The sequence below is a fragment of the Streptomyces brevispora genome (assembly GCF_007829885.1).
GTDB lineage: Bacteria > Actinomycetota > Actinomycetes > Streptomycetales > Streptomycetaceae > Streptomyces > Streptomyces brevispora.
Genome location: NZ_VIWW01000001.1, coordinates 3,735,517 through 3,749,285 on the forward strand (window position 1 = coordinate 3,735,517; position 13,769 = coordinate 3,749,285).

12 protein-coding genes are annotated in these 13,769 nt (G+C 71.5%); 6 read left to right on the forward strand and 6 right to left on the reverse strand.

Annotated features, from left to right (window positions below):
• Positions 1-191: 191 nt before the first annotated feature.
• The 4 genes from FHX80_RS17460 to FHX80_RS17475 form a co-directional block, all read right to left on the reverse strand.
• Positions 192-848: a GOLPH3/VPS74 family protein gene (locus FHX80_RS17460; RefSeq protein WP_244318316.1), complete on the reverse strand. Its 657-nt coding sequence runs from the start codon at positions 846-848 to the stop codon at positions 192-194.
• Positions 845-2,074: a fumarylacetoacetase gene (gene fahA / locus FHX80_RS17465; RefSeq protein WP_145765033.1), complete on the reverse strand. Its 1,230-nt coding sequence runs from the start codon at positions 2,072-2,074 to the stop codon at positions 845-847. The genes FHX80_RS17460 and fahA overlap by 4 nt, the downstream gene beginning before the upstream one ends.
• 149 nt (positions 2,075-2,223) lie before the next feature.
• Positions 2,224-4,218: a CocE/NonD family hydrolase gene (locus tag FHX80_RS17470; protein WP_145765034.1), complete on the reverse strand. Its 1,995-nt coding sequence runs from the start codon at positions 4,216-4,218 to the stop codon at positions 2,224-2,226.
• A 9-nt stretch (positions 4,219-4,227) separates the two neighbouring features.
• Positions 4,228-5,727: a peptide MFS transporter gene (locus FHX80_RS17475; protein ID WP_145765035.1), complete on the reverse strand. Its 1,500-nt coding sequence runs from the start codon at positions 5,725-5,727 to the stop codon at positions 4,228-4,230.
• Between the two features lie 156 nt (positions 5,728-5,883).
• On the opposite strand from FHX80_RS17475, the gene FHX80_RS17480 reads away from it, so the two are divergent.
• From FHX80_RS17480 to FHX80_RS17500, 5 genes are all read left to right on the forward strand, one after another.
• Positions 5,884-6,894: a polyprenyl synthetase family protein gene (locus FHX80_RS17480; protein WP_145765036.1), complete on the forward strand. Its 1,011-nt coding sequence runs from the start codon at positions 5,884-5,886 to the stop codon at positions 6,892-6,894.
• A gap of 218 nt (positions 6,895-7,112) precedes the next feature.
• Complete coding sequence (locus FHX80_RS17485; RefSeq protein WP_145765037.1) at positions 7,113-8,348, forward strand: LolA family protein; 1,236 nt, start codon at positions 7,113-7,115, stop codon at positions 8,346-8,348.
• Between the two features lie 122 nt (positions 8,349-8,470).
• Positions 8,471-9,517 carry an ABC transporter ATP-binding protein gene (locus FHX80_RS17490; protein ID WP_244318317.1) on the forward strand — a complete coding sequence of 349 codons (1,047 nt, stop codon included), beginning with the start codon at positions 8,471-8,473 and terminating at the stop codon, positions 9,515-9,517.
• Positions 9,504-10,394: an ABC transporter permease gene (locus tag FHX80_RS17495; RefSeq protein WP_145765038.1), complete on the forward strand. Its 891-nt coding sequence runs from the start codon at positions 9,504-9,506 to the stop codon at positions 10,392-10,394. The genes FHX80_RS17490 and FHX80_RS17495 overlap by 14 nt, the downstream gene beginning before the upstream one ends.
• Positions 10,395-10,596: 202 nt before the next feature.
• Positions 10,597-11,187 (forward strand): TetR/AcrR family transcriptional regulator, encoded by a 591-nt coding sequence (locus FHX80_RS17500; RefSeq protein ID WP_145765039.1) that lies wholly within the window; start codon positions 10,597-10,599, stop codon positions 11,185-11,187.
• Between the two features lie 251 nt (positions 11,188-11,438).
• Here the strand turns inward: FHX80_RS17500 and FHX80_RS17505 are convergent, their stop codons facing one another.
• Positions 11,439-12,245, reverse strand: a complete 807-nt coding sequence (locus FHX80_RS17505; RefSeq protein ID WP_145765040.1) for an HAD family hydrolase — start codon at positions 12,243-12,245, stop codon at positions 11,439-11,441.
• Between the two features lie 168 nt (positions 12,246-12,413).
• Here FHX80_RS17505 and FHX80_RS17510 point away from each other — a divergent pair, with 168 nt between their 5' ends.
• Entirely contained in the window at positions 12,414-12,950 is a 537-nt protein-coding gene (locus FHX80_RS17510; protein ID WP_145765041.1) for a GNAT family N-acetyltransferase, read from the forward strand.
• A gap of 322 nt (positions 12,951-13,272) precedes the next feature.
• On the opposite strand, the gene FHX80_RS17515 is transcribed toward FHX80_RS17510, so the two are convergent.
• Positions 13,273-13,722: a VOC family protein gene (locus tag FHX80_RS17515; protein ID WP_145765042.1), complete on the reverse strand. Its 450-nt coding sequence runs from the start codon at positions 13,720-13,722 to the stop codon at positions 13,273-13,275.
• Between the last annotated feature and the right edge of the window lie 47 nt (positions 13,723-13,769).

Sequence of the window (13,769 nt, forward strand, 5' to 3'; positions counted from 1 at the left end):
TCCGCCGGGAACCGCATGAAGCTCCCCCGAACGTGTGAACGCCTCCCGCGTCGCTGACCAGCGTCTCTTGCCCGGAACACCTGCCGGCACTCCTCGCCGGGCAGCATCTGTCTGTCGCCGGGCAGCGCCCACGTGTCGCCGGGCAGCGCCCACGTGTCGCCGGGCAGCGCCCACGTGTCGCCGGGCAGCGCCTACCTGCTGCCGCCGCCCGCCTGGTTCGACTTGTCCTGGCGGACGTTGCGGTACACCGCGCGGGCTGTCCACTGTTCGTGGATCAGACGCCGCGTCGCGGTGCGGTCCGGGCTGCCGGTGGCGCCGACGAAGCGGGCGAGGTCCGCCGCCGGGACGAGCGCGGCGAGCACGCGGCCGCGGTGGTCGGGGAAGCCCGCCTGCTCGGCGACGGCGTAGCGGTGACGGGCCTGCGCGGCCAGGTCCTTCGCCACCACCGGGTGGCGAAGACAGGGCAGCAGGCCGAGGAAGCGGCGGGTCTCCCGGCGCAGGATGCCGCGCTTGACCAGCGCGTCCAGGTACATGGCCCCGACCTGCCGGCCGGCGTGCCGCACCCAGCCCCCGGCCGAGGCCCCCGCACCCCGTCCGCCCTTGCCCGGCGCAGGCAGGCCCCGCATCAGCGTGGCCGGCAGCTGGTCCGGCGGCTCCAGCGGGTTGACCACCTGGACCCGTTCGCGCTGTTCGGTGATCCGCCCCTGGAGTTCCAGCTCCGCCAGGACCGCCCCGGCCATCGCGTAGTCCAGGAAGCGCTTGCCGCAGTACGGTCTGCCGCGCTGTGGGTCCATCGCGAGCAGCAGCAGTTCCTCGGGCAGCGTCGGCCCGGGCGGCGGCGGGATCACGGCGCGGAGACGATCCGTCCCGTCACTTCGCCGAGACCGACCCGGATGCCGTCCGGTCCCGGCGCCCAGGCCGTCATCGTCACCGTGTCGCCGTCCTCCAGGAACGTCCGCTTGCCCTCGCGGAGTTCCAGCGGGTCGCGGCCGTTCCAGGTGAGTTCGAGCAGTGACCCGCGCTGGGCGGGCTCGGCGCCGCTGATGGTGCCGGAGCCGTACAGGTCACCGGTGCGCAGCGAGGCGCCGTTCACCGTCATCTGCGCCAACTGCTGGGCAGCTGTCCAGTACATGGTGGAGAACGGCGGTTCCGCGACGACCTGGCCGTTGATGGCGACGGAGAGCCGGAGGTCGAAGCCGCCGGGCTGCTCCTCGTCCGTGTCGTCGAGGTAGGGCAGCAGCGGGAAGTCGCGGGCGGGCGGGGCGGTGCGGGCGGCGTCCAGGGCCTCCAGCGGGGTCACCCAGGCCGATACGGACGTGGCGAACGACTTGCCGAGGAAGGGTCCCAGCGGTACGTACTCCCACGCCTGGATGTCGCGCGCCGACCAGTCGTTGAGCAGCGACAGGCCGAAGACGTGCTCGCGGAAGTCGGCGAGTGCGACGGGACGGCCCTGCTCGGAGCCGGTGCCGACGACGAATCCGACCTCGGCCTCGATGTCCAGCTTGACGGACGGGCCGAAGACCGGAGCCGGGTCGGCGGGGGCCTTGCGCTGGCCCGACGGGCGCGTCACGTCCGTGCCGGAGACCACGACCGTGCCCGCCCGGCCGTGGTAACCGATGGGCAGGTGCTTCCAGTTGGGCGTGAGCGCGTCACCGTCCGGGCGGAAGATCCGGCCGACGTTGGTGGCGTGGTGCTCGCTGGCGTAGAAGTCGACGTAGTCCGCCACCCGGTAGGGCAGATGGAGCGTCACGGAGTCCACCGGGTGCAGCAGCGGCTCGATGTCCGCGCGGTGGGCCGGGACCGTCACCCACGCGGTCAGCGCCCGGCGCACATCGCTCCACGCGGTGCGGCCGGCCGCGAGCAGCGGCATCAGGTCGGGCTGGGCCAGCAGCTGCGCATAGGGCGAGCCGAGGGCCGTCGCGGCCGCCCCGGCGTCCAGTACATGGCTGCCGATGCGGACGCCGACCCGTTGCTCACCGGGCCGGTCGGGGGTGGAGAAGACGCCGTAGGGAAGGTTGTGCGGACCGAAGGGGTCGCCCTCGGCCAGTTCGAGCGGGCTGCTCTGCTCGGGCATCTGTTGCTGCCTCGCTTTCCAGGTCGCTTGGAGGACACGTTACGTCGGGGGTGTCACCCGGCGGCAGGGCCCCAACCATCGCCCGATTCACGGAAAGTGCTGCCGTATCCCCGCGAACCCGAAGGAACACGGGGATACGGCAGGGGGGTTCAGCCGGCCGTGCGCGGGATGCGCTTCTCCCAGGTCCGGTGGAAGACGACCTCGCCGCCGTCCCTGCACACCACCTCGTTGGAGGTGATGAAGTGGGTGGCGTCGGCGGCGATCTCGGAGCGCGTCTCGACCCGCGCGTCCCAGGCCATCTCCGGCCGGTGCAGCCGGACCGTCCAGTCGGAACGGGTGCGCGCGGAGAGCGGGTCGCGCTCCTGGATCGTGTACGTCTCCCGTGCGTCCTCGGTGAATTCGAGGCCGTCCGGGTAGATCCGGGTGCCGCCGTAGCGCGGGTCCACCTCCATCCGCCACTCGCCCTTGGCGACATCGCGGATCACCAGGCGCTCGGGGCGCTGCTCGTCGAGCGTGACCGGGTGGACGACACCGAGCGGCTCCGACTGCTCCGGTTCCTCGAAGCGGATCGCGGGGTCCTCGGTGTGCCGGCGCACCGGCAGTTCGACGAAGCTGCCCTCGGCGTCCAAGGTGAAGCCCGCCGAGCCGGCCTGCGGCCAGATCCACGGCCAGTACGCGCTGGAGACCGCGAGCCTGATCCGGTGACCGGGCGGGAAGGTGTGCCCGATGCCGTTCAGGTCGAACGTGACGTCCTCGGTCATGCCGGCCGGCCAGTCCTCGGCGCGGTCCCGGCCGTGCCGGGCGGCGAGGTTGAGGACGCCGCGGGTGACGAGCGTGGAGGAGCCGTCGGGGGCGACGTCGCAGAGCCGGGCGACGGCCTGGCCGCGCGGTACGTCCATCCGGATGCGCAGCCGCACCCGGGGGCGGCCCAGGACCTCGATCGGGGAGGCCTCGACCGGGAACTCGAAGGACACCGATCGGGCGTCCTCCTCGCGCTGGTCGGGCGGCAGGTCGGCGTCGTTGCCGAACGGGAAGAACCGGCCCGCGTCCACCCCGGTCTGCTGCGGCGAGTCGACGGTCTGCGGCCCGCCCTTGAGGGCGTACGCGACCGGCGTGATGTTCTCCGACGGCCAGCTGGTGTCCCCGACCCAGCGGCCGGGCAGCGTCTCGTACACCGTGGCGGGCCGGTGCGACTCGCTGATCCAGGACCGCAGCAGCGGCTCCGACATGACGCCGGTGTCCTTCTCCTTCAGGTGCTGGTCCCACCAGCGCAGCGTCTCCTGGAGGAAGCCGATCGCGGGCCCCGGCGGCAGACCGCGGTCGGGGTACTGGTGCGACCAGGGCCCGATCAGCCCGCGGACCTTCGCCGGGTCCAGGTGCTCGACGAGCCGGAGCACGGTGTCGCGGTACGGGTCGTGCCAGCCGCCGACCGCGAGGACGTTCGCCGTGATGGCGGAGTAGTCCTCGCAGACGCTGCCGTGTCTCCAGTAGTCGTCGCGCGTCTGGTGGGCCAGCCAGGTGTGGATGAGGGGATCGACGGCTTCGAGCCGCTTCAGCCACATGTCCTTCCACACGGTGCCGACCTGGGCCGGGTCGGGCGGCCGGCAGACGAAGGCGAGCATCGTCGCCGCCCAGGCGTGCATGTCCACGGCGAGGACCGAGCCGCCCATGTAGTGGACGTCGTTGTCGTAGCGGTCGTCCGTCGAGCACACGGTGACGATCGCCTTCAGCGGCTCGGGGGCGAGCGCGGCGATCTGGAGGGAGTTGAAGCCGCCCCAGGAGATGCCGAACATGCCGACCCGGCCCGAGCACCACTCCTGCTGGGCGAGCCAGTGGATGACCGCGACACCGTCGGCGAGTTCGGTCGCGTCGTACTCGTCGCCCGGCAGCCCCTCGCTGTTGCCGTGGCCGCGCACATCGACGCGCACCGAGGCGTAGCCGTGGCCCGCGTACCAGGGGTGGCGCTGCCAGTCGCGCGGCGCCGTCCAGTCGCTCAGCCGGTACGGCAGGTACTCGAGCAGCGCGGGCACCGGTTCATCGGTGACCGGCCGCCAGATCCGGGCGTACAGCAGGGTGCCGTCCGGCAGCGGGATACGGATGTCCTCGCGGGTCGTCTCGTACGGGAATTCGGTGCGGATGCGCATGGGGGTACCTCAGTGGACGGGGTGCATGGTGCGCTTGAGCCAGGGGGCGGCTGCGATGACGGCCACACCGGCCACCACCGCGATAGCGCCATTGACACCGAAGTAGGCGGGGTTGGAGACCTCGCCGTACAGCTTCACGATCTGGGCCTGGATGCCGTTGGCGAGGGCCAGCGAGAGGAACCAGAGCGCCATCGTCTGGCTGGCGAACGCCTTGGGGGCGAGCTTCGTGGTCGCGGACATGCCGGAGGTCTCCAGCAGGATGTCGCCGAGGCCGAGCAGCAGGTACGAGCCGACGATCCACCAGGCGGCCATCTTGTAGGTGTCCCCGGAGTGCCCGGAGGTCGGCAGGACCATCAGCAGGAACGACAGCCCGCCGAGGATCACCCCGATCGCGATCTTGTTGGACGCGTGCGGCTGGCGGGGCCCCATCTTCGCCCAGACGGCGGCGACCACCGGGGCCAGTGCGACCTCGAACGCGCCGAGCGCCGAGGCGTACCAGCTGGCCGGGAAGTGGAAGCCGAAGACCTCCGTGCGGGCGTTGGTCGACGCCAGCAGCATCATCGTCGAGTACGCCTGGAAGAGGATGAAGTTGAAGACGACGGAGGCCAGGAACAGCACCACGTAAGGGCGCAGCCTGCCGCGCTCCTCGGCGCTGACCCGGGGGCTCCGAAACATCACCATGAAGTACACGACCGGTGCGATCACCGAGATGAGGGTGAGCAGGTCGACGAAGCGGTCCATGGTCAGCCAGCCCGCCAGCGCCAGTGCGGTGGCGAGTGCGGCGACCACGACGGCGCCGACGACGATGAGCCGGACGGCCCTGCGCATCGGTGCGGGGGCCAGGGCGAATTCGGCGGTGTTCTTACGCCCGGCCAGGTGACGCCGGCCCAGTACGTACTGGATCAGGCCGAGCGTCATACCGAAGGCGGCGGCCGAGAAGCCCCAGTGCCAGCTCGCGTGGTCACCGAGCCAGCCGGTGATCAGCGGGCCGAGGAACGCGCCGATGTTGATGCCCATGTAGTAGAGGGCGAAGCCGGCGTCCCGGCGCTCGTCGTCGGTACGGTAGAGCTTGCCGACCATGGTGGCCACATTGGGCTTGAGCAGGCCCGTTCCGGCACTGATCAGGCCGAGGCCGACCCAGGTCATGGCGTCGGTGGGCACCGCCATGGCGTAATGCCCGATGGCGATGAGGATGCCGCCGTACAGGACGGCGCGGTACGAGCCGAGAATCCGGTCGGCCAGCCAGCCGCCGGCCACGGAGACCAGGTAGACGAGGGTGCCGTAGGCGGCGGAGACGGACGCGGCGGTACCGGCCGCCATCCCCATACCGCCGTTGCTGACGGTGTCGGCGAAGTAGAGGACCAGGATCGCCTGCATGCCGAGGAACGAGAACCGCTCCCAGACCTCCAGGCCGGACAGGGTCATCAGACCCCGTGGCTGGCCGAAGAAGGCGTGGTCGTCACCCGGCGGGGGCTGGGCGGGTTCGGTGTCGGTGGCGGTGTGGGACAAAGGGACAACTCCTGATCGTATGAGCTGATCCCGAACATACCGGCGGTGGCGGGAAGCCGCCCACGATGATCCAAAGGGGACCGGATACGCTGACTTGAGTGATGACAGCGACACATCGACATTCCGTGTGATCGTCAGCAGACAGGAGATCCCCTCGTGACCGTCGTCGGGCCGTTCGGACTGAGCGTGCGGGACCAGGCTCTTGAAGCCGGTGTCCAGGCCGGTTTGGCTGCTGTCGAGTCGGGGCTGCTCGATGCGACCAAGAGCGAGGTGCCCTTCATCACAGAGGCCGCGCAGCACCTCGTGCACGCGGGAGGCAAACGGTTCCGCCCGCTGCTCGCGATGCTGACGGCCCAGTTCGGTGACGCCGACGCACCCGGCGTGGTGCCCGCCGCCGTGGTCGTCGAGCTGACGCACCTCGCGACGCTGTACCACGACGACGTGATGGACGAGGCCGACGTCCGGCGCGGGGTCGACAGCGCGAACTCCCGCTGGGGCAACTCGGTGGCGGTGCTGACCGGCGACTTCCTCTTCGCGCGCGCGTCGCACATTCTGGCCGATCTCGGTCCGGAGGCCGTGCGCATCCAGGCCGAGGCGTTCGAGCGCCTGGTCACCGGCCAGATCCTGGAGACCGCGGGCCCGCGCGACGGCCGCGACCCGATCGACCACTACCTCGACGTGATGCGCGGCAAGACCGGTTCGCTGGTCGCGGTGGCCTGCCGGTTCGGCGCGATGATGGCCGGTGCCGACGAGTCGGCGACCGACACGCTCACCCAGTACGGCGAGCGGCTCGGCGTCGCCTTCCAGCTCGCCGACGACGTCCTCGACATCGCGTCCGACTCCCACGAGTCCGGCAAGACCCCCGGCACCGACCTCCTCGAAGGCATCCCGACCCTGCCCGTGCTCCACCTGAGGGCGCAGGCGGCGGCCGACGGGAAGCCGGACGACCTGGAGCTCGTCGAACTGCTGGACGGCGACCTGAGCGACGGCGACCGGCTCGCCGAGGCGCTGCGCCGGCTGCGCGCCCACCCGGCGCTCGAACAGGCACGACGCGACACCGTCCGGTACGCCGAGGAGGCGCGGGCCACGCTGGCACCGCTGCCCGCCTGCTACGCCAAGTCCGCGCTGGAAGAGATGTGCGACGCCGTGGTGCACCGCGCGGGCTGAGCGGTTCTGCCCACCACCCCCTACGGGTTGGCGGACGAACAGCCCCTCGGTGTCATACCGAAGAGGTACGTGGAGTTGATCCCCCGGGCTGACGCCTCGGGCCGCCCGATTTGGTCAGATGGAGAACAACCACTCCTGACCAAAACGGGTGAGAATGGCGGCACGGAGTGGGCGAGAGCATTCGGACGGAAGCCGCCGACCACGGAGGTAGGGCACACATGGCACCGAACGACAGCGCAGGCACCAACGGCACGGCCCCGCACGGCACCAGAGGCACCGTCGCGGGCCGCCGGAAGGCAGTGCGCTACATCGTCCCGGTAGCGGTGGCGGGAGTGGCGGCCGCGACGATCGGGCTGGTCCCGGCGCTCGCGAGCTCGGGCGACCCCGATCTGCCGGAGATCACCGCGCAGGAACTCATCGAGAAGATCGCCGCCTCGGACACGCAGCAGCTGTCCGGCACGGTGAAGATCAGCGCCGACCTCGGCCTCCCGTCGATCGGTGGCCTGGCCGGCTCCTTCATACCGGACGGCGCGGGGGACAAGGGCGCATCGGGCGCCGACCCGCAGGCGAAGCTGACGGAGCTGACGTCCGGCACGCACACCGTCCGGGTGGCTGCCGACGGCCCCGACCGGCAGCGCGTCTCCATCCTGGACAAGGCGTCCGAGTACAGCCTCATCCACAATGGTGACCACGTCTGGGCGTACGACAGCGGGTCGAACGCGGTCTACCACGCGAAGGAGAAGGCCCCGGCCGGTACGAAGCGCGGCGGGCAGCAGCTCCCCGACGGCGTACCGACCACCCCGAAGGCCTTCGCCGAACAGGCCCTCAAGGCCGCCGACGGCACCACGTCCGTGACGGTCGACGGCACCGCGCGGATCGCGGGCCGCGACGCGTACCGGCTGGTCCTCAAGCCCGAGCAGAGCGGCTCCACGATCGGATCGGTCACCGTCGCGGTGGACGCGAGGACCGGCGTACCGCTCAAGTTCACCCTCCGGCCCAGCAGCGGCGGCAAGGCGGTGGTCGACGCCGGGTTCACCGCGGTCGACTTCGGGAAGCCGGACGCGTCCTCGTTCTCCTTCACCCCGCCCAAGGGCGCCGAGGTCACCGAGGCGGACGGTGCCGGGGACCACGGGAAGGCCCGGGAGGCGGAGAAGGCCGAAGGAGGCCTGGGCGCGCTCAAGGGCGTGAACGTGATCGGCAAGGGCTGGAACACGATCGCCGAGATCAAGGCCCCCGGCGGCACGGGCATCCCCTCGAAGGCGTCGGGCGACGGCGTACCCGCCGAGGCACAGCAGTTCCTGGACTCGATCGGCGACAAGGTCACCGGCAAGTTCGGCTCGGGCACGGTCTTCAAGACCCGCCTGGTCAACATGCTGATGACCGACGACGGCCGGGTCTACGTCGGCGCGGTCACGAAGGACGCGCTGGTGAAGGCCGCCGACCACGCCGGCTGACACCCGACGACGTACCAGCGCGTGCGCCCGCCTCCGCCCCGCCGTAGCCTCCGTACGGCGGGGCGGACGCGATCCACGGCCGTTCCGGCGAGTCCGCTCAGGCGAACCCATGGGGAGTACGCATGACCGAGTCCTTGACCGGCCCCGGCCCCGGGACCGACCCCGAGCCCGTGGCTGAGTCCGAGTCCGTGACCGGCCCCGGGACCGTGAGCGCTCCGCCTGCGGGGGAGGCCGCGCCCGTGATCGAGACCCGGGGCCTGACCAAGCGATACCGGGGCGGCCAGCTCGCCGTCGACGGGCTCGACCTCACCGTTCCCGGCGGCAGCGTCTTCGGCTTCCTCGGCCCCAACGGCTCCGGGAAGACCACCACCATCCGGATGCTGATGGGGCTGATCGACCCGACGTCCGGCACGGCAAGGGTCCTGGGCCGCCCCATGCCGGACGCGGCGCGCACCGTGCTCCCGCACGTCGGGACGCTGATCGAGGGGCCCGCGCTGTACGGATTCCTGAGCGGCCGGGACAACCTCGTGCGCTACGACTGCGCCGACCCGACCGCCGATCCGCGCACCCGCCGCGCCCGCGTGGACCAGGCCCTGGACCGGGTCGGCCTGGCCGCCGCGGGCGGCAAGAAGGCGCGGGCGTACTCGCTGGGCATGAAGCAGCGGCTCGGCCTCGCCGCCGCCCTGCTCCGGCCCCGCCGGCTCCTCGTCCTGGACGAGCCGACCAACGGCCTGGACCCGCAGGGCATGCGGGAGATCCGCACCCTGGTCCGGGAACTGGCGGCCGAGGGCACCACGGTGTTCCTCTCCTCCCACCTCCTGGACGAGATCGAGCAGGTCTGCACGCATGCGGCGGTCATGGCACGGGGCCGGCTGCTCACCCAGGGCCCGGTCGCCGATCTCGCGGCAGGCACCCGGGGCCGGCTCGCCGTCACCACCCCGGACCCGGCCGACGCCGCCCGCATCCTGAAGGAGCGCGGCGTCACCGGCCTCACCCTCGACGGCGACCGGGTGCGGGCCGACGCCCCACCCGGCTCCGTCGAACTCGCCGACCTGAACACGGCCCTGGTGCACGGCGGGGTACGGGTCAGGTCCTTCGGCGTGGAACGGGCCTCGCTGGAGGATGCTTTCGTCGCGCTCACCGGAGAGGGATTCGATGTCGCAGGCTGAACTGACACGCGAGGAGGCCCACCCGCTGCGGCGCAATCCGTTGTGGACGCTCGGCATCCTGCGCTCCGAACTGACCACCACCCTGCGCCGCTGGCGCACCATCGCCCTGCTCGGGGTGCTGGCCGCCGTCCCCGTACTCATCGGCGTCGCGGTGCGGGTCGAGACGGCCGGCGGCTCGTCGCCCGGTCCCGGCGGGGGCGGGGCCGGGCCCGCGTTCCTCTCCCAGGTGACGAACAACGGCCTCTTCCTGGTGTTCGCCTCCCTCGCCGCCACGCTCCCGGTCTTCCTCCCGATGGCGGTGGGCGTCATCGCGGGCGACTCCGTCGCGGGCGAGGCCAACGCGGGAACGCTGCGCTATCTGCTCGTCGCCCCGGCCGGCCGGACCCGGCTGCTGCTCGCCAAGTACGCCACCACGCTGGCCTTCTGCCTGATCGCTACGCTGGTCGTGGCGGCGTCCGCGCTGGCCGTGGGCACGCTGCTGTTCCCCGTCGGCGACGTCACGACGATCTCCGGCACCCGGATCGGCTTCGGCGAGGGCCTGTTGAGAGCGGTGGTCATCGCGGTGGCGGTCGCGGCGTCACTGATCGGCTTCGCGGCGCTCGGACTGTTCGTCTCGACCCTCACCAACAGCGGCATCGCGGCCATGGCGGCGACGGTCGGACTGCTGATCACAGTGCAGATCGTGGACACCATTCCGCAGCTGCACGGGATTCACCCGTACCTCTTCCCGCACTACTGGCTGTCCTTCGCGGACCTGCTGCGCGCCCCCGTCTACTGGGACGACCTGGTGAAGAACCTCGAGCTCCAGGGGCTGTACGCGCTGGTGTTCGGCTCGGCCGCCTGGGCGCGTTTCACGGCGAAGGACATCACCGCCTGACCGGGACGGGACCGGCTCCCTCACCCGTACCGTCGGCCGGGCGAGCCGTCCCCCGATCGGCTCGTCGCGGCACGAACGGCACGAACGGTGCGAATGAACGGAACGACACGACACGCTACGTTCCGTTTCCGCCTGAGCATTGTTCGACTTCGGGCGACGGACTGTCAACAAGGATGGACTCGAACGGCCCTATGCTCACCGAATGAGCACATCGCCGAGTTCATCGCGCCGCAGCGAGAGCTCACGCAGGGCGACCCTGGAAGCCGCCCTCGATCTCTGCACGGAGAAGGGCTACGGCCGCGTCACCGTCGAGGCCATCGCGGCGCGGGCGGGTGTCAGCAAGAAGACGATCTACCGCTGGTGGCCGTCCAAGAGCGCAGTGCTGCTGGAGGCGTTCACGGAGGCGCTGCTCCTGGCCACCCCGACCGCCGACACCGATGACATCGCCACGGACCTGCGATCCCATGTGACGGGCGCGGTCGGCGTGCTCTCCATACCGCCCTACGGTCCCGCCTACGCCGGAATTCTCTCCGAGGTCCACCACGACGACGAGTTGGCCGAAGCGGTTCGCACCCAACTGATCGAGCCCCGCTACGAAGCGGTGGTCGCCCGGCTGCGCAGCGCCCAGGAACAGGGCCAGATCCCGCCCGGCGCGGATCTGCGGCTGGGGGTCGAGATGCTCTACGGCCCGGTCTACTACCGCCATCTGCTGCGCAAGCCGATGCAGGGGGCGGATGCGGTGGCGTCGCTGGTCGATCACGTGCTGCGGGCACTGGGGGCGGTGGCCGGCTGACGCCGGCGGTGGGGGTGCGGTTCGGCCGGACACCCGCGCACATCTGCTCGGCGAGTACGCGGCCCGGTCACCGCAGACGCTCCGGATGATCACCGGCAACGACGGCCCCGACGAGGACCGTTCCGATACGGCCCGGTCCTGACACGCGCTTGCGACCGTCGGCGGACACCGGTGCCGCCGAACCCTTCTCGGTGCCCGGAGCCCGCTCTTCGCGGACCCTGCGCCGAGGGCGAGTGCGGATCGGGTGCCGTTCAGCCGAAGACCCGCTCCAGGACCACCGCGACCCCGTCGTCCTCGTGGGACAGGGTCACCTCGTCGGCCGCGGCCCGAAGGAGTGGATGGGCGTTGGCCATCGCCACCCCGTACCCGCAACTGCGGAACATCGGCAGGTCGTTCGGCATGTCGCCGAAGGCGATCGCGGTCGCCGGGTCCAGCCCCAGGTGCTCGGCGGCGAGTGCGATCCCGGCGCCCTTGTCGATGCCGTACGGCTGGAGCTCGACCGTGCCCGGCCCGGACAGTGTGACGGTCGCCAGATCCCCGACGGCCGCGTGGGCGGCGGCCGCCAGCGCGTCGTCGTCGAGCTCCGGGTGGCGGATCAGCACCTTGATGACCGGAGCGGCCCACAACTCGTCGCGGTGGAGCGCCCGGTGGGCCGGCAGTGCGGGGTGCGGCATCAGATAGCCCGGCTCCGTCAGGGTGCGGCCGTCGGCCCCGTCCTGGTCCACCGCCGCGAAGACCTGCCCCACCTGGGCCTCTATCTTGCCGAGCGCGGTGGCGGCCGCCTCGCGGTCGAGGCCGACCGCCCGGATCATGCGTCCCGCCCCGGCGTCGTACACCTGAGTTCCCTGCCCGCACACCGCGAGCCCCCGGTACCCCAGCTGCGCGAACAACTCCCGTACGCCCGGCACCGGTCGGCCGGTGACCACCAGGTGCCGGGACCCGGCGGCAGCGGCGAGGCCGAGCGCGGCGCGGGTGCGGGGGCTCACGGTGTCGTCCCGGCGCAGCAGGGTGCCGTCCAGGTCCGTGGCGACGAGGGCGTATGCGGGCGGGAGAGGCATGGGGCGAGGGTAAACGGTCGGGTCCAGGCATCCGCCGGGGGAGCGGGGCCGACGAGGAGCCCTTGGTCCCGCTTCCCCGGTGGGAACGGACCCGCCCAGGGCCTCGCCCGCGGCGGCCGGTCGCGTAATTGGATTGTCCGGCCGCGGCCCAGCGGATAGGACTGCCGGGTGATACGCAGCGGAAGCATCGGGCTTCGAGCCCGCCACGAAAGTGACGTCCAGGTCCTCCAGTCCGAGCTGTACGACGACGTGGTGACGCGCTCACGCGCCGATTCCCGCCCGTGGCAGCCCATCGCGCCGGGATCGACGCACTCCCCCTACACGATCGCCGAACCCTCCGACGAAGCGGCGTGCTTCTCGGTGGTCGAGCTGTCCGCGCGGGAACTGGCCGGTGAAGCGCTGTTGTGGGGCATTGACAGCCACAACAGGACGGCGCACCTGGGGATCTCGCTGCGGCCGGACTTCCGGGGCCGCAACCTCGGCACCGACGTCGTGCGCGCACTGTGCGACTACGGATTCGTGGTGCGGGGGCTGCAGCGGCTGCAGATCGAGACCCTCTCGGACAACCTTCCGATGATCAAGGCGGCGACCAGGTCCGGATTCACCCTGGAGGGCACCCTGCGCCGCTCGGCATGGGTGTACGGCGCATTCGCGGACGAGGTCGTTCTGGGGCTGCTGTCCGAGGAGTGGAAGCCGCGGTCATGAGCGGTTGAGGCCGTTGCCGCCGTACGAGGACGTGAGCCGACGGGGTGAGCGGTTCCGGGCGGCAGCACGAAGCCCCACCGCGTGCCGCGTGGTGGGGCGGCCCTTGAACGATCACGCGCCGTACCGGCTCGCGGCGGGTCTCCGGTAGCTGTTCCCGGTACGCGACGAGACGTGCTGGTACGCCCTAGCCGCCGTCCCCTGCTCGCCCCGGCACCTGTCCGGATGCTCGCTCGTGCGTGACTCCGCGACTGCCGGGCGACCAAGGCGGGCCCTCGCCCGGCCAGTGTTGTGCGGGGTGGCATCGTTGCCGTCCCGCACGCGCCTACTGCACGCAGAACTCGTTGCCCTCCGGGTCGCTGAGCACCGTCCATGTCCCCCCCGGTTCCGCGACCTCGCGGAGCACCTTCGCGCCCAGCCCCTCCAGCCGGGCCACCTCCGCCTCGCGGCGCTCCGGCCCGGCGTGCACGTCCAGGTGGAGGCGGTTCTTCACCGACTTGGGCTCGGGGACGCGCTGGAAGAGCAGTCGGCGCCCGAGGCCCGTGCCGCTCTCCTGCTCGTACGGGTCGTCCGGGTGCCGGGCCGCCGCCAGGTCGAGCCAGGCCTTCCGGCCGTGCGCGGTCGTCGTGATCGCCTCCGGTACGGCTCCGAGTTCCAGGAGGCGTTCCACCAGGGGGCTGTTGTCCTCGATCTCGTAGCCGAGGGCGGCGGACCAGAATCCGGCCTGGGCGTGCGGGTCGCCGGCGTCGATGACGATCTTCCAGTCAAGAGGCATGGCTCGATTATTGGTCGGCCGGCCCCACACTGGGCTCGAATCGGTGT

Excerpts from the sequence above, each read along its gene's own strand:
- fahA (WP_145765033.1), bottom strand. The coding sequence starts at position 2,074 with ATGCCCGAGCAGAGCAGCCCGCTCGAACTGGCCGAGGGCGACCCCTTC.
- FHX80_RS17470 (WP_145765034.1), bottom strand. The coding sequence starts at position 4,218 with ATGCGCATCCGCACCGAATTCCCGTACGAGACGACCCGCGAGGACATC.
- FHX80_RS17485 (WP_145765037.1), top strand. The coding sequence starts at position 7,113 with ATGGCACCGAACGACAGCGCAGGCACCAACGGCACGGCCCCGCACGGC.
- FHX80_RS17490 (WP_244318317.1), top strand. The coding sequence starts at position 8,471 with ATGACCGAGTCCTTGACCGGCCCCGGCCCCGGGACCGACCCCGAGCCC.
- FHX80_RS17495 (WP_145765038.1), top strand. The coding sequence starts at position 9,504 with ATGTCGCAGGCTGAACTGACACGCGAGGAGGCCCACCCGCTGCGGCGC.
- FHX80_RS17500 (WP_145765039.1), top strand. The coding sequence starts at position 10,597 with ATGAGCACATCGCCGAGTTCATCGCGCCGCAGCGAGAGCTCACGCAGG.
- FHX80_RS17505 (WP_145765040.1), bottom strand. The coding sequence starts at position 12,245 with ATGCCTCTCCCGCCCGCATACGCCCTCGTCGCCACGGACCTGGACGGC.
- FHX80_RS17515 (WP_145765042.1), bottom strand. The coding sequence starts at position 13,722 with ATGCCTCTTGACTGGAAGATCGTCATCGACGCCGGCGACCCGCACGCC.